We start from the raw sequence: 23,067 nt of genomic DNA on the forward strand, positions 1-23,067 counted from the left end.
TGTTTTACCTATAGGTATTTTTTTATATACTAGAATTTCAAACATATGGGGAATTAGGAGACAACATGAGTAAGATAACATTTACAGCTAAAGAGATAAAAACACTTCAAAAAAATCCCAATGTGCAACGTATTAGTGAACGTTCCATTACTTACACAGATTCCTTTAAAAATAAATTTATGGATGAGTACTTGGCAGGCAAACTCCCACGTCAAATTTTTGGTGAGAATGGATTTGATATTGAGGTTATTGGACTAAAGAGAATTGAACAATCAGCTCATAGGTGGAAGAAAGCATACATAAAGAATGGGTTAATTGGCTTGACCGATACGAGAAGATCAAATTCAGGTAGACCATTAAAACGAGAGCTTACACCAGCTGAAGTAATTGAAAGACAAGAAGCGAAAATTAAGCTACTAGAGGGACAAGTCGATCTCTTAAAAAAGCTCGAAGCGACAGAAAGGAGGCTGTTACACGCAAGAAAAAGTCTAGAACCGAGTAAAGTATTTCAGCTAATTTTTGAGACCATTGAACTAAATCAATTAAAGCGAATGACTAAGTATTTCTGTGACCTTTTAGAGGTATCCCGTTCGGGATATTACAGCTACCTAAAGCAATCTAGTAACAGAGAAGCAAGAGAACAGTTAGACTTAAAGGCCAAAGAAGTAATTTTAAAGGCATTTAATCGTCGGGGATATAAGAAAGGGTCACGTTCTATAAAAATGATATTGGAGAATGACTATAACGTACTGTTTAGTCGTAAAAAGATTCAAAGGATTATGAGGAAATACCGTATTGTCTGTCCTCATAGAAGGCCTAATCCCTATAAAAGAATCGCTAAAGCAACAAAGGAACATACTGTCGTTCCAAATAAGTTAAACAGAGAATTCAAGCAAGGCGTTCCAGGAAAAGTATTACTAACAGATATCACGTATTTGCCATATAACGGAAAAAGTATGGCTTATTTGTCGACCGTAAAAGATGCCTGCACAAACGAACTACTCGCGTATCATGTGTCTGATCGGATCACGTTAGACATCGCCACTAAGACTATCCAAAAGTTAGTTAATAACAAGAAGATTTCCCTTCACCAAGATGCATTTATCCATTCAGATCAAGGCAGCCATTATACTAGTCCTATCTTCCAAAAATTATTAAAGAAACATGGATTGGGCCAATCTATGTCTAGAAGAGGAAACTGTTGGGACAACGCCCCACAAGAGTCTTTTTTTGGTCATTTAAAGGATGACGTGGATTATCAGTCAGCAAATTCATTAAAGGAACTGAAGGCTAAAATTAATCATTACATGGTTTACTATAACAATTATCGTTATCAATGGAATTTAAAAAAGATGACTCCTATTCAATATAGGAACCATCTTCTTTCAGCGTAATCTCTTTTTTTATTGTGTCCTTGACAGAGGTGCCGGTTTAGAGCTTCCTCTTCTTTTGTAATAATCAACCCTTCTTAAAGTAAACTGCTTCTTTTCTACAACAAGGATATTTAATACAAACAGGCATCAATCCTTCTAGGATCAATGCCCATGTTCGCAATATAAGGGTATCCTCTGTAACCATCAGTAAACCCCTCTATAAACCCTTGAATAATACTAGGTGACTCAAGAACAATTAAGCAGATTATTAATCCAATTCCAACCCCTTTAAGTTTATTATTCTTTTTTGATCTACCTATAAAATACATTATTAAACCCATTACTAATAATATTGCTGGGATGGTGTAAAGAATTATATCAAACATTTTTACTCCCTCTCTTTTATCATAACTCTAGTACAAGTTTTATTTATATAATAAATACTCTTCAGTTCTTCATACAATTTTTTTGTTGTATGAGAGTATTACTGCAACAACTAAACCAAAAAGAATGTATTTTATAACTCCTTGCGGAAAAAAGAAATCTATTATAGCTATGGTTATCATTAAACTAATCACACTCAACAAAATCTTACTTAGTTTCATTTAAAGCCTCCTAGTTCAGAGTTATTAGAAGACACTTTGGCTTTCTACATAACAATTCTGCTCCTTTTCTACAATCAGAGATTCCAAAGTAAAGGGCATTAATCCTTAAGACCAATGCCCGCGTCAATTAAATAAATCATTTAGATAGATTCCGATGTTATGACCAGCTGAATACATAGTATTACAAACCTGAACAGTCGTTTCTATTAAAGAAGTCATTCCGAATGTTAACACAATTACCGATAGTAGTGTAATTAACAATTTCATATGAACACCTCCGTTATCTATTCATTATTCATTTATTTTTTTCCCTCTAATTCTTCGAGTCTTTTTTCAAGGTTTTTCCGTATTTCCTTTTCCTGCACCACTAACAAAAAGGCCGTTGCAGACATAAAAAATGCAATCCATTCCATATTATCGCTCCCTAAAATCCTAATAATTACATAATAGTGAATATTAGGATTTTAGAATTATTATACCATAAATCTATACATCCTTATTGAATAAAACAGCTTCGTTTCTTTAATAACAATTTCGATAGAAAAAGCGTCAATCCTTCCTGGATTCAACGCGACCTATACGCTAATGAAACCTTACATTAGCTGATGAATTAGCCTACTAAAAAGAATTACATTTGAATTTAAACTTTATTAACTATTACGAACCTTCTTTGCTATTATCATTGCTATGTACTGAGGAATTAGATTCAAAAGAGTTACTACTACTATTAGTTGAGAAGAAGAAAATGGTTTAAAGTAACCTCCATCCCACATTTCTGTATCTGACATACCTTCGTTAAAATAAAACGAAATCATCATAGAGAAAATATTTCCGATTAATAATGGGATGAAATTGCAAAAATATTTCACAAGGAATGCAAGAAGAGAAGTAACCAAAATCATTATCAGATACCCTGTCATAGTTTGGTTAGCAAAGTCTTGTTTCATAGAAAAGTACACAAATGGAAAACAGTATAAAATAACTAAAATGATTCCAATGCTTATATTTTTCAAATTGAATCCCCCTATGTTCCGAAAATAAGTGTGTAAACTTACACTTATTGTAACATATAAACCTTCCAGTTAATACACATATTTCCAAAACTCTTATTCAACTAACCTGCCCCGTTAGTTCTAGAAGAGCTGGCAAGATTACGATGAATACTATTCATTTTTAAATAACTTTATTGTTTATTAAACAACTATATAGTTTTTTAAAGGGACATTATTATTCGTAAGCACCAATATAAATAAAAAAACCAGTATTAACAATAGTTTGTTAATACTGGTATTATGACATGCCATACTATAATTGACCACATTAATTAAAATTTGCGATGATATTTAGATGAGTTAAATGCGTCATCAATTATATTTATTTTAACGGTATCCTTTTTAATTACTCCATTCTTATACTTTACTTCAAATTCAAATTTAGCTTCTCCTACTTTCAACATAGTTGGATAGTACTGATGTTTTTCTTCATAAAGCGAACCATTATACAATATATTAGTTTCTTTATTTAAATCAACAGGAGAGGTAGTATTTTTGTTATCCATTTGAACCGCGGATAAAGTACTCTTTACATAAATAGTTTCATAAGGTGAAGTATCTGCTTCAAGTAAAAACTTTTCACCACTAAAAAATTTATCTAGTGTATTTCCAAGTTTCTCATGCTTTTTCTTCCAATCGGCTGTATGATTTACATGTCCTTTTATGATTAGTGGTTTAGCATAAAAGGATATATCTACAGTCGTTTTATCATGGCCATCATCCACTTCGGTAGTAAAATCATAATTCCCTACGTCCGGAACAAAAACATAACAAACCTCTTCACCAGAGTTAATATTTGATTTTGTTAAAACGGTTTGTTTATTCCCATAATCCTTGTTTAAAAATAATTTAACTGTCATTGGTTGTTTATCTAAATCAATTACTTTTATACAAACATTTACGGTATCACCTTCATATACATCCTTTGGTGTATATGTAAGAGTAACTTGTGGTGGTCTATTGGTAATCTTTAGAGTTTTCTCTTTTGTACCTGTAGCTCCATCATCATCTGTAACAGTTAATTTTATTTTATAATCTCCCACCTTAGTGAAAATATTTTTAGGATTTTTTTCAGTCGAGAATTTGGTCCAAGTCGTTTTATTTGGTTCCTGATATTCCCATATATTTGTTAATGGATCACCGTCTGTATCAAATGACTTGTTAGTGAAAGAGACAGTGGTATCATTATAAATGGTTGTTGGGTTCCAAGTAAAATCCGCAACAGGTGCTCGATTTTTAACAGTAACATTTTTAGTCACGTTGTGACTAGCTTCTCCGTCTGAAACCGTTAATCGGACTTTCCAAACCCCTTTCTTATTTAAAGTGTAAGAAGGGTCCTTAGAAGTAGAAATAGTACTCCAGGTAGATTCATTTGGCTTCTGAGCTTCCCATTTAAACGTTAGAGAATCTTTATCAGCATCGGTAGACTTATTAGTAAAAGAAACGGACGTATCATTATAGATAGAACTAGGACTCCAAGTAAAATCTGCTACAGGTATCCTGTTTTGAACAGTAATGTTTTTAATCACATTATGACTAGCTTCTCCGTCTGAAACTGTTAATCGGACTTTCCAAACCCCTTTCTCATTTAAAGTGTAAGAAGGGTCCTTAGAAGTAGAAATAGTACTCCAGGTAGATTCATTTGGCTTCTGAGCTTCCCATTTAAACGTTAGAGAATCTTTATCAGCATCCGTAGATTTATTAGTAAAAGAAACGGACGTATCATTATAGATAGTACTAGGACTCCAAGTGAAATCTGCTACAGGTATCCTGTTTTGAACAGTAATGTTTTTAGTCACATTATGACTAGCTTCTCCGTCTGAAACCGTTAATCGAACTTTCCAAACCCCTTTCTTATTTAAAGTGTAAGAAGGGTCCTTAGAAGAAGAGATGGTACTCCAAGTAGACTCATTTGGCTTTTGAGTTTCCCACTTATACGTTAAAGAATCTTTATCAGCATCGGTAGACTTATTAGTAAAAGAAACGGACGTATCATTATAGATGGTACTAGGATTCCATATAAAGTCAGCAACCGGAGTTCTATTCTGCACAGTAACATTTTTAGTTACGTTGTGACTAGCTTCCCCATCTGAGACAGTTAAACGAACTTTCCAAACCCCCTTTTTATTTAGAGTATAAGAAGGTTCTTTTGAAGTCGAAATACTACTCCAAGTAGTCTCATTAGGTTTCTGAGTTTCCCACTTATACGTTAGAGAGTCACCGTCAGCATCTGAAGATTTGTTACTGAAGGAAACAGAAGTATCATTATAAATGGTACTAGGACTCCAGGTGAAATCAGCATTCGGCGCTCTGTTTTTTACACTAATATTTTTAGTCACATTATTGCTAGCTTCCCCATCGGAAACAGTTAGACGTACTTTCCAAATCCCCTTTTTATTTAGGGTATAAGAGGGATTTTTAGAAGTCGAAATCGTACTCCAATTAGTGTCATCAGGCTTTTGAGTTTCCCACTTATACGTTAGAGAGTCACCGTCAGCATCTGAAGATTTATTACTGAAGGAAACAGAAGTATCATTGTAAATGGTACTAGGACTCCAAGAAAAATCGGCAGCTGGTGCTCTATTCTGTACAGTAATATTTTTAGTTACATTATGGCTGGCCTCTCCATCTGAGACAGTTAAACGAACTTTCCAAACCCCCTTTTTATTCAAAGTATAAGGAGGGTCTTTAGAAGTAGAAAATGTACTCCAGGTAGTCTCGTTAGGCTTTTGAGTTTCCCACTTATACGTTAATGAGTCACCGTCTACATCTGAAGATTTATTACTGAAAGAAACAGAAGTATCATTGTAAATGGTACTAGGATTCCAAGTGAAATCAGCTATTGGAGGTCTATTAATAACATATAAGGCATGACCGACAACACTTTCATCTTCTCCATCAGAAACAGTGAGTTTAAAGGTATAGTCTCCCTTTCCTATAGTGAAACTTGACGGCGTTTTTGCAGTAGACACAGTCACATAATTACTATCTGCGCTGCCATATGGTTTTCTTTCCCAGCGATATGTTAAAGAATCTCCGTCAGGATCTGAAGAACTATTAACCATCTTGATTGGTGTATCATTATAAATAGTATTGGAAGGATCCCATTCCCATTTTGCAACAGGAGGCCGGTTATTTACATATAAAGCATGTCCAGCTTCTGCCTCTTCTTTTCCATCAGAAACTACTAATTTAAAGGTATACTTTCCTTTTGCAATCTTAAAGCTAGATGGCGTTTTAGCAGTTGATATTTGAACATAATTACTATCAGCTGATCCATATGGTTTCCTGTACCATTTGTAAGTTAAAGGGTCGCCATCGGGATCAGAAGAATTGTTTATCATTTTGACAGTTGTATCATTATAGACGTTATTGGAAGGATCCCATTCCCATTTTGCAATAGGAGGTCTATTTGGTTGAAATGATAATTTAGCTTGATCTCCTTTAAAAGTAAAATATGCGGTATTTGCCCATTTGGTTTTATTACTATCATGTGGACTTCTAACTCCATACCAAACAGCTGTTTGAGATTCTTCAAAATCGACTTTTGTATAAGTTTTCCCTTGAGTGAAGTATCTGTTATTACCTAATTCATCAATGACAGAGGGTGCACTTTCTCTAGGCGTTTTCCTTCGTAATACTCCTTCTGCATTCATTTCTAAGGTATTAGTATTGGTACCACTTGAAAGCGATAACTTTCCTCCCTCATATGCTTTATTACTAAATTCGAAAGGAAGAATAAGTGGCGTATACACAATTTGATTTTGTACTTTTTTAACGATAAATAAATCCCAATTAGCTTTTTCTTTTCTATTGAAAAGCTCTTCTAAGGGTAAATAAGCATTAAAACTTACATCTTGATATTTCATATTGCAATCATCGTTCCATCTATTTGTTGCACTAGATGGACATTGGTTCCATATGCCAGCCCCTTGATTATTATATTCTAGATCCTCGGTTGCATCTAAACTTCCTTGAACTGTTTTATAAATTTTTACTGTGCCGATACCACTATCACCAGATGATTTTCTAGCAACTATATACGTATCTTGGTTAGAAGAGGTATGTTCACGATGTCCAAATAATACTGACCAACCCGAAAATCTAATATATTTTTGACTACCTTTCCCAAAATTTTTTGTTATAACTTGATAACCATTTGTAACAAACTTGTCTGAATATACATCGTAAACTATTTTTCTACCACTAGTCATAGTGAAATCTTTTGATCCCATTAGGTTATTCCAATTATTCTTAACCGTTGATGAAACATTATATATATCTTCATCACCAGTACTTGCGTGAGCATGATGCTCTTGAATAAAAAGTAAAAATAAAAAAAATAAAATAGGAATCAGAAAAAAAATCTTTGCATTTCTCATTTAAATCCCGCTTTCTATTCTTTGTAAAAAAATTAACATTTCACCTCCTAATAATAAAAAACGACCCAAAACTAAAGCAGTTTATTAAACTACTTCGTCTTGGGTCGTTCCCATTTAATATAAAAGTTTATATAAAATATTTTAAAGCAAATTAAATGGGGAATCAATAAATATCAAGTTTAAATTTTTAATTTTTTCTTTCTAATAATGAAGATTACTGCAGCTCCGATAATTAGTACTCCTACTACCGATATAATTATTGGGAGTTTACTAGATTTAGACTCATCTTCATCTAGAATTGAAGAACGAGTTGCTTCTTCTTTAATATTATCATTGTTTTCATTTGTAATACTGGTATCCATGTTATCTTCCTTGTTTTCAGTAGAAGGGTCGTTTTTATCAGAACTTTCTTTTTTCTGCTCAGTTTCCATTGTGCTTTCTTTTGTTTTATTATCATTTTTATCAGTAGATGTATTACTTCCTTCATTTATTTTTGTTACAGAGGCAACAACTTTATTTTCCTCGTTATTGCTTCTATCGGAAGAACTACTTTGACTTGATTTTGATGAACTATTGGAAGAAGAACTGCTGTTTGTTTTTTTACTTTCTGTATTATTGCTTGTTCCACTTGATTTTGATAGATTAGTTGAGTTGCTTTTACTAGAACTCGATTTTGAAGTATTAGTTGAGTTATTTTTACTAGTATTGGTATTGCTTGAATTTTTACTACCTGTAGAAGTAGAAGGTTTTGTTGCTTTATTATCAGAATTCGGTTGTGTAACCGGTTTGGACTCTGGTTTAGGCTTTGGTGCAGGTTTAGGGTCTGGTTTAGGCTCAGGCTTTGGTGTAGGTTTAGGTTCGGGCTTTGGCTCAGGCTTCGGTGTAGGTTTAGGAGTTGGCTTAGTAGCAACCCTGTTAATATAAACCGTTAATTCTGCATGAGTGTGTTTATCTGAAAAAACGGGTACTATAAACTTTTGACCACTTTTTGTTACAGATTGATGAACCCCACCAAAAATATTAAAAGTATCTGCAGCCTTTGCATAATATCCATACACTATATCTCTGCATAATCCACTTGCATTTGCTGGGTTAGCTTGTGTAGCCTTATCTGAATTAATTGTCATGCTACAGGATGCTAAAGGTAACTCATCAGCAAGCAAATGCACTGGTTTTAATACTCCTAAAATTAGTATTAATGTTAATAACGTTATTACTCTTTTCATATAAATTTCCCCTCTCAATTTTTTTACTTTATTTTTTGTCCTTTATAAACGAAAAAAAGCGATCCAATGGGACGTTTTAATGGATCAGAGTATAATCACCCTAATCAACTTTTAAAACATAGTCCCAAAGAACCGCATCTTTTTTCATTAATCGAATAGCCATTGATGGCACAAAAAATAAAAAGTAGTATTGATATGCCTTAATTATACCCGGTTCTTAAGATAATTTCATTATAAAAGTAAAAAAATTGGTTGTTTTAACCATGTTCACTGTTTATATCGGATAATTTTGGAATTATTAAAAGAAAAAACCATACAATTAGCATGGTTCTTTTATCCTATTATTTATTTTTATACTCATAAACCGCTGCTTGTCGTATCATTGCAAGATCTCCTTTAAACCAGCGGGGGCTTTCAGTAGTTACGATGGCAATTACACAAGGACCTTCTACGTTTTCAAATACCTGATAGTTATCGTTATAATATACAAACGGATAGGTCCTGGATATACTATCATCAATAAATTCTAGATGAACTAAGTACAATTCTTTTTGAAAAAAAGAGTTTGCGGTAGGTGTATAAACATAGCCCTGAGAACTTTTAAGTTTTAAATTATTATTTAAACTATTTTTAAGATTTTCTAATGACTTTTCTTTATCAAAGATTATCTTTCCTTCAGATAATGCAGCTGGACTAATCGCAAGACCAGCATCATGAACTGCTAATTCTAAAGAGTTCTTTAATTGTCTAGAAGCGGTTTTGTCTGTATCTAAATTAAGCTGTAATTGCATAATTAGTGCAAAAAGTAGTGCAAATAATAAAGTTCTTAATGTTGTACTCATTATATACTCCTAATATTCGCTTAAGATTTTGGTGCTTTTTGAAATAGTTCTAGGACCTTGGTTGAATATATTAAGAATAAATATAAAAGTTCGTGGCACTTCGATAGTAGCTTCTATATATTCGTTTCGAGGGGTTAATTTAGATGTTCCTGTGATGTTAATTTTAGATTCGTCAAAGTTATAACCCTCTACAAGAGTTTTTTTCATTTCCTTAATAATTTCTGGTGTTAATCTTCCCTCAATAGATGCTTTTTTTGCTCCTTCAGTTAAAGTAACTTCAATTGCTTCACGATGCATACTATCAATTGATGCTAATATTGGTGTGAATATAAGGTTTACTGTAATAAACAATACCATCCATTCGGCTAACGTTCTTGCCATTTAGAACACCCCTTTGAAAAAATCAAAGGAGCGGTAAACTCCTTTGACTGTAAATGTTGATCTTTTAATTATTACTAGATACACCAGCACCAGTAGGAAGGTTGCTTTGTGCTCCGTTAATTTTTGCAGAATAAGTAGTAGTATTTGAACCTACTAGATTGTAGCCAATGAAGAATAAGAATGCGCTAATTGTAACTACTGTAAGTCCGATTTTTAAGAATTGAGCTAAAGTTGTGTTCATTTTTAAATTTCCCCTTTTACAATTTGATTTTTATTTGATGTTCATTTTGAAGCATATCTTGATGCTGATTGTTTTTTGCTTTATAAGCATTAAATGAGGTTCCTAAAATTAAATAAGTCATAATGGATACAATTGCTGCCATCATCATAAATGTTAATAGTGATTTATTCATAATAATATCCCCTCGTTATCCACCGCTTTTTGCAGTATATAGAGCCATAGAATCAGAGAAACCAGATAATTCCTGATACAAAGCTACAAAAATAAATGTACTTATCACAATGGCTGTAATGGCGATTTTCATGAAAGTACTTAGCGACGTATTTATTGTTGGTCACCTCCTTAAAAGAATAATAGATTCCACCTTTACATTTGAGATTTATCTAATATAGCTATTACCATCATTACTACTACAAGTACAAAGTTTAATATATGAATAAAATGTGTAGCTTTGATAGGAATTTTTAATAGATCTGTTGTTATTTTTCTTTTTCTTCTGTAATTTTCAACTTGTTTTTTTGCAAATGTTCCATGCATTCCATTTAACTGTTCAAGTGCGGTCTCTCTTTTCATACTGTCTAGATTTTGTAAAACTCCGATTAGCGCCTCGCTGGGTTTAGAATCTAAGTGTTTAGAAAATTGTTCTAATGCTTTACTTGGTCCATCACTAGTCCATGAACTTAGTAATTCCGTTAACGGTTTTTGTAGCAAATAGAAAAATGGCTTTATATTTTGCAAAATACTATAAGTATTAAGACGATGGACAGTCATCATTTCTATTTCGTTAATGATTAAATCATAGAGCATAAAAATCTCTGAATGTAATTTCGATGTTTGATAGTCAATGGTTCTTTTCATGATATAAACAAATAACGAAATAGGATTACTAGGAAGAGCGAAAACAAATAGAAGTAATATAACACCAGCCTTTGGTGCAAGATAATCCATATTCCCTAATAAAACCGGAAAAACAATGTAATAAAGAACTAAAAATGCTGTTACTGAATATAGAATTAAATAGTATTTAATACCATTTAGTCCTAATGGATACTTTGCTTGTTTAAACCATTCCTCGGCTTTAGAATTCTTAGCAAGTCCTAAAATAGAGTTCTTATTTTTTTGCAAATTGCTTTTAAACCGTAAACGGTGTTGCATTCTTTCAGATGTTGAATTCATTCCCAAATACACTAAATATCCTGAAGTAAAAGACAGAACAATTACTACCAGGTATTTAAATACATCTATGTATTTAAATAATAGAACTTCTGATTCCATAATATTTGACTCCTTTCCTTATAGGTCGTTTTTAGGATGTTTTAAATAAATTGAAATTATTAGTGAAAAAACAGTCCCTACTACGGAAAGGCAAAAGGTAAATAATGTCCATTTTTCTCCAAATTGAAGCTTAAACCAATCCTGTGCTCCACTTGTAAAATAACCTAATAATAGTGAGCCGATAAACAATGGAACCGTTAGGAATCCATCATAAATAGATTCAACAGTCTGAGATTGTTCTTCTTCTAACATTTCTTCTGTATCCTCTATTTGTTTTGTTAGAACTAAGAGAGAATGTAATACGTTTTCTTTATACATATAGCCTTTTAAAATAATACTTCCTAATCTTTTGGACCAATTGGTTCCAGTAGTATAAGTGAAAACTTGAATGCTATCTTTCAGTTCTTGTTCATTTCGAGATAACTGAAGATCAGTAATTAAGCGAACTGTTACTTTTCTTAAACTCTTATTCTGTATTTCGTTTTGCATGGCACTTAAAGCGTAATAAATATCATATTTATTAACACTATAGGCTTGGGTTAGTTTCTGAACCATACTTAGAAATTCTGTACTCATGACATATCTCAATTTGTTTAATTTTATCCTTAATATTAAATATGGTACGGTCATCAGAAGTAACCCGAATAGTAGGGCGATAACAAAATCTTTTATTAAATAAAAGATAAAAGCGAAACTAGTCAAACCAAGTAAAGTGGTGAATAAGAGAAATACACCAGTATCATTGTCACTACGATGATCACTTGTAGTTCTTATTAATAAGCTTATGTGTTTAAAAAAAGGGTGCTTATAGGTATGAGATTCTGGTGAAGCATTACCACTTTTGATTCTTCTTATTCGGTACTTATAATTAACTTCTTGATACTTTATTTTGACTGAATCCATCATAATCTGATAGGAAATATAAAGCCCAGAAACGATAAAGATGGAATAGAGAACGTAATTGATACCAGCTTGCCAAAGCCATTGAAAATTATTCATTTAAAGCACCATCTAATAAATCATTAAGAATATTATCTTTTTGTCTCTCGTATTCGCTCATTGGAAAAAGTTTTTCTTTCTTCTTTAGATGATTTAATAGAATTTTAGTATCCTCTACACTTTCTTCAGCCATTAGATATAAAAGTTCCTTACTTATGTTAGAAGAATAATAGTATTGTCTGCTTATTGGGTGGTAGCGAACGAGATCTTGTTCTTTTGGTTTCTTTTCGATTTCATCCCATATAATTTCTGTTACACCGATAACCCTTTTCTTTCTTCTATCTCTTTCAGCGCTCAGGGAAATGACCAAGTCAATATTTCTCGCTACCCTCTCTTGTTCGTTATCAAATTTCCGATTGGGAAATTCATCTAATAAATGTCGGGTAATCTGAGCAACGATATTTTTAACGGCTGTTAAATGATAAGTAGAAAAGGCACCGCGTTCTCCTCTTTCACAAGCTTGTAAGTAACCCTCAGTTTCTAGAGAACGAATTTCCCCAACAGTAATATAGTCATGTTCCATACGAAGAAGTCTTGGTACGGCATGATGTAGGTCTCCTTCTGTGGCCTGAACTTCATAAATTAAACGATCTTTTAAATCCTCGGTTAGATTTAATTCAAAATGTTTTTCTAATACTGCAATTGTGTATTCAGGTGGTCTTTCGCGTATCATAGACTTCATAAAAGTTGTTTTTGCAGATCGAACTCTTCCAGCAAAAATGGTGTTAGCCATGCTTCTTGATAAGGCTCGATAAAAAGGAATATCATCTTGTGGGATTGTTCCTAATCTTGCTTGTTCTTCTAAACTGTTATTTTTAATAACAAATCGTCTAAATACTATAATGTCTAGTTTAGTTCTAGGCTTCATCATCATGGTGATTCGCGAACCATCTTCTCGTTCTATTTCCAGTTCTGGTTGCTGCTCATTAATCAGTGCTTCTTTTGTTCTTATTTGAAAAGCTTTTTTTATACGATTTACTACTGCTGTACTTTCAAATTCTTCTGGTTGTTTTTGAAAATAACCATTTTTATCGATCCATAATTCTGTCCCTCTGATAACAGCTGATTCACTATTAGGTTCCTTATCCCATTTATGTAGAATACTTACGCCCCATACTTCATGGAAAATAGCTTCTGGTAAAGAATCATAAAAAGAGGGATATTCATCGGACGTAATATTCTCTTTTTGTAAGACTTCGTTTATTTTTGTTATAAAGTAAGATATAGCTTGTTTGTCACCAATAACTGCTTGGTGCTGTCTGTTTAACCAAACATAATCACTATTTGAATCATCGTTTATTAAAGAGGAAGATTGATCATTTTCTACAGATTCAGCTATTATGATACTTTGTAGCTCTTCTTTAACTTGGTTACAAATTAAACGAAATGTCTTTTTTCTTTCATAGGTAGTTACAAAATCTTTTTTTAACCCTTTTTCCTCAATAGTTTTAGATAACCATTGGGAAGGCTCAAACTCACTTTCTAATCCTAATGATTGTTCTGTATCATTTTTAACTGCATTTAAAGTCATTTTTTCGCCTCCTTATTACCGGTTAAATATAGATAAAAATCCTTTCTTTTCTTTGTGCTCCTTCGTATCTTCTTTCTCTGTTAATTTAGCTTCAGCAATTATTACATTAGCTAAAACATCTATTGGCTTGTTATAGCTACTATCTGAAAAATCGTATAGTAATTTTTTCTCAAAAGTAGCAATGGATCCTAGCTCCTTCATATCTGGTATTGTGACAACTCGATTCATATTTAGTTCTTCCTCAAGTTTTTTTTCGCTTATTAATGCATTCGCAGGTTGGAATTTATTGATAACAAGCATAAAATCATCATTTTTCCCACCAGAAGGTTCAATTATTTGTTGGTATAGATAAGGATAATATCCTTTATAGCCTTTCTCTTCTTGATTAGTAACAAGAAATTTCATATTACTACTTAAGTAAGCTTGTGCTGCTAGTGCAGAATCAAAGTGAGTGCCTGCATCGATTAAAATTACATCAAATAACTGTTGAGCTGTTTGAATCAAATGTTCAATTTCATAAGATTTATAAAATCTTTGCATTTTAATATCGCGGTTGCCGGCCAAATGATAAAAGGAATCATGATAATAAATAGCTTCGGATAACCTGTTTATCGTTAAATTTTTGACATTGAGATCTACTTTCAAATCATTTAAATATTGACCTTGATACAAGTAAAAATAATCGGCTGGATCCCAACTATTTAAACTCAAAACTAAAACCTTTTCTTTTACTTTGAGTGATAATGCTCTTCCTAAATTTAAAGTGGTAGAGGAAACACCAGCACCATTATGTGTGCCAAATATGCCAATGATTCTCTTTGATAAATAATCATCTTTATTCGTTAGGTTATTGATACAGTATTCAACTACTTGAAGTTCTGTAGAATATTCATGAATAAGGGTTACTTTATATGCTGCACATAGTCTTGTAATTGTCTTAGTAAATTGTTCACTCTTGATTTGAGTAGGCTTAAAATACATGGGAATAGAGGGATATTTCTCTCTAACTACTCCTATGTTATTGATGTCAAATGAATCTCCATCTAATAAAACAGCGTCAATTTTTTCCTTATTTGAATAATCAATATTGCCCATATGAGCATGGAGGTTGTCCATTTTGTCAATTAGTTCTTTGTAGATAGAGTTTTGACTAAAAATTAATATTTCCATTACATGTCCTTCTCCCTATTGATAAGTTATATATAATTTTGCTCCTTTACCGAGCACTTCGTTCATTAACTTTTTAAAGTCCTCTTCATTTAAAATAATCTCCAAATCACTTATGCTTGAAGTAGCATTAAGTCGTTTATCCTCTTTGTTGTTTTCTGATGATGAGATTACCTCTTTATTACTCGAATCTTTTACATAAACAACCTTTATTGATTTTAAGAACGGTTCACTTTCCATTGAATTAGATATTTTTTCGATCTGTTCTTTTGTATCCTCAGAGCTAGAAGTAGATGGACCATTTTTATTTAAATTTGTAGTTCCATCGTTATAAATCAAATAAATATTAACGGTATCTTTTCTTCTTAAAGAACCAGGCATTGCATAAATCATTTCTTTTGTTATAGGGCGAATAGCCTCGCCTTCCTCTTCATTTGGTAAAAGTTCGTCGTAATCTATCATTGTTTTAGTAAGAAGTGAATTCCCTTGGATAATCTGATTAGCATCTAATCCAATAATTTCATCCACTTCTGCAGGTAGGATGACGTCATTCATTAAAGTTTGTTTAGGTCTACGTTCTATCAGTATCTTATCTTCTGTAATAGGTTCATTTTTTAATATTTCAGAAGAGGGCTTAATCACTACAACCTCTGTTGAATCAATTCGTACTCGTAAAAATTGATCATAGAATAAGGTTAAACCGATAGCTGATACACCTACCAATAGACCGCTGATTATTTTGATGGAAGGTCTTTTAAAGAAATTCATTCGTTTTGATTACCTCCTGGATTCGTTTTTTCTATCTTAATTTTTCTATTGAAGAGTTTGTTTAATATCCCGCTTGCTTTAGTTTTCAAGAGTTTATTAGGAAGTAAAAGTTCTAATATAGGTACCAAAAGTTCATTTACTTTGCTTTTATAATCCTTATAGTCGTTAAGGAATATCCCTTGATACTGTGCTTCATATACATCTTCATCTTCAAAAGAGGGAATTATAGAGATTAATTTATCTTTAAATAAATCTTGAATTAAGGGATTTTTCTTTATTTTTTCATTGAAACGATTACCAATGATATGTGTTTTCTCAGATTCGATAAGGCTAGAGAATAGTGGATTTTCACCAAGCCCTTGAAGTTGGGTGACATCTGAGTCAAGAACAATGAATAGATGATCTGCTATCTCTAATAAATCAGTGACTACCTCATTGTCTAAGTTGCTACCAACATCAATAATCGTTACAAGTGATGAATTAGTGTAGAGTAACTTTATATAATCCTCAAAGCTAATTCCTACTGGTTCCTCACTTAAAGTGGGATTATGACATATAAGTTCAACACCATCACGAAACCACTCTGTTTGAATATCTGAAGTATTCTCTTGTTGTGCACTCCACTTATTTACGTAATTTGGAGCAAATTCATGGCCATAAAAACGGTCATATGTATAGGGATTTAGCAAGGGATCTTCCACATATAAAGTGCTAACTTGGTAATTTGCTATGCTACGAGCTAATATATGTGAAATAAATGTTGTACCATTGCGTTGGTAAAAGCTACCTACAAGGATAGTTTTCTTCCTAACTGGAACACCTACTACTTTTTCACTGGGTGCATTATGTACGTGAATTGAGTATTCCCTTTTTATGACATTTTTTTGAACGATTCTTTGTACGATAGTTTTTTCTTTAGTGTTTTTTTCTTTGTGTGTTTTACCGTTCTCATCTTCGTTAACAGATTCCTCTTCCGAATCTTCTTCCAGTAGAGAGGGAATCACTTCACCATCGATACTAAGAGAGTTATTGATAAAACGTGCTACTTCTGCGAATGAGACTTTCCCTTTTAACTGGTTTATAAATTGTTCAATATCTATTCTTTGGGTATTGAATATATCAAGTACTCCCATACTAACTAGTCGAGAAAGAAGCGGATCATTGCTTGATCGTTCGCATAGGAAAACAATTCTTAATGCGTCGTCGAAATCAAGTCGGAGTAGTTTTATAATACTTAACAGCTCAATATCTTTATCTTTTTGATTTTCTTGCATGGATTCTAAATAAGTATCATGCACAATTAGTATTGAAGGAGTTTCTTCTTTAACAATTTCATAGAGATATTTTCGATGTAAAATTTCTTGTTTACTTAAAGTGAAATCTTCAGGATACTTTGAAAAGGTCTCAATTAAAATCTTGGTATAGGTTTTATCACCTACCGCTATAAGAACCTTCTTTGTCATACTAAAACTCCTTTAAAACAAAAAAACACCCGAACACAAGGCAATTACAAAGAATTGTCTTACATTCGGGTGCTTCCCGTTAGTCATTATATTAATTTGCGTATTTTCGGTATGAAAGTCTTCTAGAATCCTAGAAGACATTTACATTTAAAAGAGAAAGATTGACGACGATTCAATCTTTAAAATTATAGTATCATGTTACTAGTAAAGAAGCAAGTGAATTAATAAAAAGCACTGATAAGATAGAAAGTTAAATTAAGTTAAGCTATTTATTCTGGAGGCAAATGAGAATGGTCAATGTTCATGGGAACTGAATTTTAAAAATATCGCTACGGAAATCGGAAATTTTGGTGTCGTGGTTTGTACATTGATTCTGTGGGAGAATAAAAAAAATACACGAATATATAAGAAACCAGCTAAAAGAAGACTACATTGCTGATCAGCTAACGTTGTTTGAAGAAATTGATCCATTCACTGGAGAGAAAAATCGGAAGTAAGTAAAGAAATTCTTTAGAATTGGTGAGTGAATGTGGTGCAGAAGGGGAGCCTTTAGGGCAGAGGACGGGAAGAGAGACTTTCAGCCGCATAACAAACCACCAGTGTTAACTGGTGGTTTTGATTCACCATAAAAGAGGATTATGTCGCACCGCCTCCTTAACTAAAAACTTCTTTCAATCTATATAGACCTTCCATAAGTAATTTTCTCGGACAAGCAACGTTAAATCTCATATGATTTTGTCCTTGGTTTCCAAAACTAACTCCAGGAGATAAAGCTATTTGAGCTTCAAATATTAATTTGTTATATAACTCTTTATCATTTAAACCAAAACTACTAAAATCTAACCAAATTAAATATGTCCCTTCTGGGTACATATATTTTATTCTTGGTAAATGTATTTTTAGGTAATTACAAAAAATTGTTATATTTTTTTGAATATAGTTTTTTAGTTCTTCGAGATAAATATCACCATTTCTGTAAGCAATCTCTGTTCCAATGTAACCAAGGGTATTAATTTCATGTAGATTGTTTTTTTGTGATTGAAAAAAAAACTTTTCACGAAGCACAGAATTTTTAATAAATGCCATAGAACATTTTAAGGCAGCAATATTAAAGCTCTTAGTTGCTGAAGTCAACTTGATAGTAAAATCATCGAAACTTGAATCAACTAAGCTAAAAGAAATATGTTTATGCGGTTTAAATACTAGATCTTGATGAATTTCATCACTAATCACAATTATTTTATGCTTCTTACATAAATCCCCAATTTTTTTTAATTCTTGTTTAGTCCAAACACGGCCTCCAGGATTATGAGGATTACATAATATATATAGTTTGACGTTATTCAATATTATCTGTTGTTCCATTTTCTCAATATCAATTTCAAAACGACAATTCTTTTTAAGTAATTCGTTTATGACCAAGTTTCTTTCATTTAATTGTATAATTTTAGAAAATTGAGAATATACAGGTTCGTTAATTAATACACTTTCTCCTTGTTTCGTAAAAGCTTGAATTGCAATAGAAATACTAGTAACTACGCTCGGAGAAAAAAAAATTTCATTTCTTGTTAATTTATGACAATAATGTCTATATTCCCAGTGAATGATTTCAGAATATAGAGTATCTGGTATCTCAAAATAACCTAGTATATTATTGTAGGAATAATATTGTATCTCTTCTATTAGTTCAGGAAATGGCAATAAGTCCATGTCCGCTAACCAGAAAGGTAATATTTCAGGGTTATCATATTTATTAATTATTCTATCCCATTTTGCTGAATTTGTATTTTTTCGAGGTATTATTTTATTGAAATCGTACAAAAGAAACGCAACCTTTCTTAAAAATAGATATTTTAACAATACTCATGAAATTCAATAACTAAATAGGACTGTGTATATGAAATATTTCTTGTTTAATTTTTTTAATGTTTTCAGTAAACTCTTCTTCATCTATAGAAGTAAATCTAATCAAAAATTTTATATCTGATGAATTATTCTTAGGTTCAGAAATTGTACCTATCTTAGTATATTGGCTATATTCTTTCAATTTAATTAGCTCAGTATTAAAATTTATTAATTGTTTTTTCCCATCATTAAAAGCAAGAAAAGAAGAAGCAATATTTTTTGGAAAAAAAACTTTCTTATTTTCTATATTTTTATTAAACTTAACTTCCCAATATTTCGATAGAATGTTTAGACCGAATGCATCTTCTATAAGAAAAGGTATTCTTGCTCCACCGAATCTACAAGCTCCTTCACAAAAGATTAATTCATTTTTCTTTTCAGAGTAAAACCATTCAAAATGAATTGGATATGTATCATTTTTATCTCCTAAATAGTCGACAACTTTTTGAGAATTTTGTATGATTGCATTAATTACTTTTGGGTTTTTCCAATAATAAGAAGCGGTTCGTTTTATATTTATATTTTTTTCAGAGATTTCTGTTATTTTTCCTATATATTCATGTACAAAAGCATATATTAATTTCCCGTTAGAAACTATTCCGTCACATGACAACATAACTTCATAATCCACTAATTCTTCAATTAAGACTTGATCAGTATCTTTTGTTAAAAAACGTAAATCTTTTTGTAACGCGTCTTTGGTATTATAAATAAAAACTCCCTTTCCTGCTTCAGACCTCCTTGGTTTTATTATTCCTTGTTTTGGGAGTTGAGTGATATCCCATTCTTCAAAAATTCTTGGTTGTTTTACAATTCCATTTAAAATTGATCTCATATAGTATTTGTCTTTAAAAAATAATTTGGATTCAGTTCCTTTTATACCAGAAGTGAAAATTGAAGAAAGTAAACCAATATCTGACATAAGACTCTCATCAAGAGTAAAAATTTCTTCAATTAATTCTAATTTTTGCTCTGTTCTGAAAAAGGAAATAAGTGAGTAAAAGGTTAGATTTTTTAAATGAATAATAGAAATTTTATTAAAACCTAATTTAAGATATTCTTCTACCTTACTACGAGGGACTATTACTTTTAAATTATCTTGTGGTGTTAATCCTATTGTTTTTGGTGAGTATTTATAAATAAAATATTTCATTCAAATACGCCTCTCTTCATATAATAAAATACAATTAATATAAGAATATTTTGACTAGATATAAAAATAAGAGAAGTGCTTTATTCCAAGCATTCTCCTAAGTAGTTTATTCACTAAATAAAAATGGCTAATTTAATGGAAGTAGATTTAATGGTAATTGATTCTATTTAACAAGTTTGTCTTAGCATATTTGATTTTCTTAATAATATAGAAGAAATTATAGAAAATTATAAACTTTGAAGCCATATTATGTAAAAAATATAAACTCAGAAATTTTCTCTTATTTAGAGTATTTGTAGATATTTAAACTAATTTAAATAGAATAACTTACTCTATTATTAATATATTTTTCTACTTCGATTAGTTTTATTTTAACATCTTCAACAGATTTACCTTTTAATGCAATAGCATATATTGCTTCAACACTAGAATGTGCATTTTCATATTTTTTTCCTATCTGGGCGAACTGTAATATATTGAATACTCCATAAATACTCTTAATATCTTCTAAGTCAAAAGGAAGCATTTCTATATTTCCAAATTTCGGGGTGATTAATATCCAGCCATAAACCATTTGCCTTTCTTTAAGTTTGAAGTCTATAGTATAATCTGGATTGATATCTTTTTTTAATAATTCATGAATAGGATCAAGACCAAATTGTTCTTGAATAACTTGTTGAATTCTACCTCCACCTATTCTTGAAGCAATTTCTAGAAAGACTATTTCTTTTCCATCATAGAAAAGTTCCAAATGAAATAAAGAGTTTTCAGGAATTGGGATTTTTTTTAATAGATCGTAGGTATATTCTGTAAGTCTTTGAGACGTCTCATCACTGCCATTAAGTTGAATACTTGCAGTTGATTTATTATCTTTATAACCTAAAGTAGAGTCTAGATACTTTGAAACTAGGATGTACTTATTTTCATTATCAAGTTGTAAGCCATCGATATGATATAGATTAGATTTGATAAAATTTTGGCAAATGTACTTATTTTCATCAAAATTTAAATAAGAAAATTCACGTATATTTTCATTGTTTTTAATGATAAATGTATTGGAAGATCCTGATCCATCGATAGGTTTTATAATAATAGGAAAACTATTATTTTTTGAAAAGTTATATAAGTCATAAATCGTTTTTACTTTTTGAGTAACAGGGGCATTTATTCCTGCTTTTTTTACATATTTATTCATAATATATTTATTTCGAAAAAACTCAGCACTGGCAATGTTTTGTCCTGAGATACCTAAATATTCACGAATAGTTGCTGCTAGATATACATCTCCTTCACTATAGGAAAATACTCTATCTATAGAATATTTATTGAAAATATCTTTAGCAAGTTCCCTTATTAGATCAGGGTTCCAACTATTGATATAGAAAATAAAGATATTCTCTTTATTTTCTATATTTTGATATGAATTTATATTGTTTTTTTTCGTAATAATATAATATTTGTTATCAAAGTCGTCTGACACCCATTTATTGACCCCGAAATAATCAGACTTAAAAGGTGATAACATTAATATATTAGTCATTTTTACACCTGCTTTTTATATTATATTTTAAATAATAACGCCAGTATACTTAAGTCATCTTAGTTTAATTCAAAGCCATTTGGGTGTTTACGTTGCCAATTCCAAGTGTCTTGACACATTTCCTGAATATCCTTTATTGGCTCCCAATTAAGGAATTCACGCGCTTTTGAAATATCTGCAAAAGAGATATCTATATCACCTGAACGACGACCGACAATTTTATATGGGATTTTGTCTCCGATAATATTCTCGAAATTTTCGATAATTTCTAAGACGCTATATCCTTTACCACTTCCAAGATTATATACTTCGTACCCTTTTGGGTTATATGAAATTTTTTCTATAGCAGCAAGATGACCCTGTGCTAAGTCATCAATATGAATATAATCACGAATGCAAGTTCCATCTGGAGTATTATAGTCATCTCCAAATACATGAAGCATTTCTAATTTCCCTACTGCTACCTGTGTAATATATGGTGCTAAATTGTTTGGAATTCCATTAGGATTTTCACCAATTTCTCCACTTTTATGTGCACCAAGTGGATTGAAATAACGGAGAGAAATAATATTCCATTCTGGGTCGGAATAACTTAAATCTTCTAGTATTTGTTCTATCACTACCTTGGTACGAGCATATGGATTAGTTGCCCCAACCTTATCAGATTCAAGCATAGGTACTTTTTCCGGAACTCCATAGACAGTAGCTGAAGAACTAAAAACTATGTTTTTAACTGAAAACTCCTCCATGATTTGAAGTAGTTTAATTATACCTATTAAGTTGTTATCGAAATAAGAGAGTGGATTTTCAACTGACTCACCAACTGCTTTATATCCTGCAAAATTTATAACTGCATCAATTTTATTTTCTTTAAATATACCTCTTACGGTGGAAACGTCCCGAATATCAGCGTTGTAGAATTTTATTTTTTTGTTTGAAATTTTTTCCATAGCATATAAAGCTTTTATGTTTGAATTGCTTAAATTATCTAAGACTATTACTTCTATGCCGTTTTCAATTAATTTAAGTGTTGTGTGAGATCCGATATATCCAAGACCTCCAGGAATTAATACAGTATTCATAAATTTCTCCTTTTGTTTAAATATTTTAAAAATATACTAGTTATATTGTGTACAGTCATGAATCATTATTAATACAACTTTA

Annotated in this window: 20 protein-coding genes and 1 pseudogene; 2 read left to right on the forward strand and 19 right to left on the reverse strand. The window is 31.5% G+C overall.

Features of this window, described 5'->3' with window-relative positions; all coding sequences use genetic code 11:
* Positions 1–65 precede the first annotated feature (65 nt).
* Positions 66–1,394: an IS3 family transposase gene (locus ACTNDN_RS06645; protein ID WP_441130935.1), complete on the forward strand. Its 1,329-nt coding sequence runs from the start codon at positions 66–68 to the stop codon at positions 1,392–1,394.
* A 110-nt stretch (positions 1,395–1,504) separates the two neighbouring features.
* Here the strand turns inward: ACTNDN_RS06645 and ACTNDN_RS06650 are convergent, their stop codons facing one another.
* From ACTNDN_RS06650 to ACTNDN_RS06720, 15 genes are all read right to left on the reverse strand, one after another.
* On the reverse strand, positions 1,505–1,759 hold the full coding sequence (locus tag ACTNDN_RS06650) for a hypothetical protein (protein ID WP_441130936.1): 255 nt from the start codon (positions 1,757–1,759) through the stop codon (positions 1,505–1,507).
* Between the two features lie 342 nt (positions 1,760–2,101).
* Positions 2,102–2,245: a hypothetical protein gene (locus ACTNDN_RS06655; RefSeq protein ID WP_441130937.1), complete on the reverse strand. Its 144-nt coding sequence runs from the start codon at positions 2,243–2,245 to the stop codon at positions 2,102–2,104.
* A gap of 383 nt (positions 2,246–2,628) precedes the next feature.
* Positions 2,629–2,991, reverse strand: coding sequence for a hypothetical protein (locus ACTNDN_RS06660; RefSeq protein ID WP_441130938.1), 363 nt, complete (start codon positions 2,989–2,991; stop codon positions 2,629–2,631).
* A 311-nt stretch (positions 2,992–3,302) separates the two neighbouring features.
* Entirely contained in the window at positions 3,303–7,412 is a 4,110-nt protein-coding gene (locus ACTNDN_RS06665) for a PKD domain-containing protein (protein ID WP_441130939.1), read from the reverse strand.
* Between the two features lie 179 nt (positions 7,413–7,591).
* A complete protein-coding gene (locus tag ACTNDN_RS06670; RefSeq protein WP_212118366.1) occupies positions 7,592–8,638 on the reverse strand; it encodes a hypothetical protein in 1,047 nt (348 codons plus the stop codon).
* Positions 8,639–8,979: 341 nt separating this feature from the next.
* Positions 8,980–9,480, reverse strand: a complete 501-nt coding sequence (locus ACTNDN_RS06675; RefSeq protein WP_144545578.1) for a peptidase M23 — start codon at positions 9,478–9,480, stop codon at positions 8,980–8,982.
* Positions 9,481–9,489: 9 nt separating this feature from the next.
* Positions 9,490–9,861: a hypothetical protein gene (locus ACTNDN_RS06680; protein ID WP_144545576.1), complete on the reverse strand. Its 372-nt coding sequence runs from the start codon at positions 9,859–9,861 to the stop codon at positions 9,490–9,492.
* Positions 9,862–9,925: 64 nt separating this feature from the next.
* Positions 9,926–10,102 (reverse strand): hypothetical protein, encoded by a 177-nt coding sequence (locus ACTNDN_RS06685; protein WP_162837589.1) that lies wholly within the window; start codon positions 10,100–10,102, stop codon positions 9,926–9,928.
* Positions 10,103–10,118: 16 nt separating this feature from the next.
* Complete coding sequence (locus tag ACTNDN_RS06690) at positions 10,119–10,274, reverse strand: hypothetical protein (RefSeq protein WP_162837590.1); 156 nt, start codon at positions 10,272–10,274, stop codon at positions 10,119–10,121.
* A gap of 194 nt (positions 10,275–10,468) precedes the next feature.
* Positions 10,469–11,377 carry a hypothetical protein gene (locus ACTNDN_RS06695; protein ID WP_144545574.1) on the reverse strand — a complete coding sequence of 303 codons (909 nt, stop codon included), beginning with the start codon at positions 11,375–11,377 and terminating at the stop codon, positions 10,469–10,471.
* 18 nt (positions 11,378–11,395) lie between these two features.
* Complete coding sequence (locus tag ACTNDN_RS06700) at positions 11,396–12,376, reverse strand: hypothetical protein (protein ID WP_144545572.1); 981 nt, start codon at positions 12,374–12,376, stop codon at positions 11,396–11,398.
* Complete coding sequence (locus ACTNDN_RS06705) at positions 12,369–13,907, reverse strand: ATPase, T2SS/T4P/T4SS family (protein WP_441130940.1); 1,539 nt, start codon at positions 13,905–13,907, stop codon at positions 12,369–12,371. The genes ACTNDN_RS06700 and ACTNDN_RS06705 overlap by 8 nt, the downstream gene beginning before the upstream one ends.
* Before the next feature lie 15 nt (positions 13,908–13,922).
* Positions 13,923–15,077: a ParA family protein gene (locus tag ACTNDN_RS06710; protein WP_441130941.1), complete on the reverse strand. Its 1,155-nt coding sequence runs from the start codon at positions 15,075–15,077 to the stop codon at positions 13,923–13,925.
* Positions 15,078–15,092: 15 nt separating this feature from the next.
* On the reverse strand, positions 15,093–15,842 hold the full coding sequence (locus tag ACTNDN_RS06715; protein WP_144545566.1) for a flagella basal body P-ring formation protein FlgA: 750 nt from the start codon (positions 15,840–15,842) through the stop codon (positions 15,093–15,095).
* Entirely contained in the window at positions 15,839–17,305 is a 1,467-nt protein-coding gene (locus ACTNDN_RS06720; protein ID WP_441130942.1) for a hypothetical protein, read from the reverse strand. Before ACTNDN_RS06720 ends, ACTNDN_RS06715 begins: the two co-directional genes overlap by 4 nt.
* 321 nt (positions 17,306–17,626) lie before the next feature.
* Between ACTNDN_RS06720 and ACTNDN_RS06725 the strand changes: the two are divergent.
* A pseudogene (locus ACTNDN_RS06725) lies at positions 17,627–17,802 on the forward strand (IS200/IS605 family transposase); the annotation flags it as partial.
* Positions 17,803–17,959: 157 nt separating this feature from the next.
* On the opposite strand, the gene ACTNDN_RS06730 reads toward ACTNDN_RS06725, so the two are convergent.
* From ACTNDN_RS06730 to galE, 4 genes are all read right to left on the reverse strand, one after another.
* Complete coding sequence (locus ACTNDN_RS06730; protein ID WP_441130943.1) at positions 17,960–19,126, reverse strand: MalY/PatB family protein; 1,167 nt, start codon at positions 19,124–19,126, stop codon at positions 17,960–17,962.
* Between the two features lie 58 nt (positions 19,127–19,184).
* Complete coding sequence (locus ACTNDN_RS06735) at positions 19,185–20,363, reverse strand: hypothetical protein (RefSeq protein WP_441130944.1); 1,179 nt, start codon at positions 20,361–20,363, stop codon at positions 19,185–19,187.
* A gap of 313 nt (positions 20,364–20,676) precedes the next feature.
* Positions 20,677–21,903: an ATP-grasp domain-containing protein gene (locus ACTNDN_RS06740; RefSeq protein ID WP_441130945.1), complete on the reverse strand. Its 1,227-nt coding sequence runs from the start codon at positions 21,901–21,903 to the stop codon at positions 20,677–20,679.
* Between the two features lie 59 nt (positions 21,904–21,962).
* A complete protein-coding gene (galE, locus tag ACTNDN_RS06745; protein ID WP_441130946.1) occupies positions 21,963–22,985 on the reverse strand; it encodes a UDP-glucose 4-epimerase GalE in 1,023 nt (340 codons plus the stop codon).
* Positions 22,986–23,067 lie beyond the last annotated feature (82 nt).

The organism is Niallia sp. HCP3S3_B10, assembly GCF_052064465.1.
In the GTDB taxonomy this organism is placed as follows: Bacteria; Bacillota; Bacilli; order Bacillales; family Cytobacillaceae; genus Niallia; species Niallia hominis.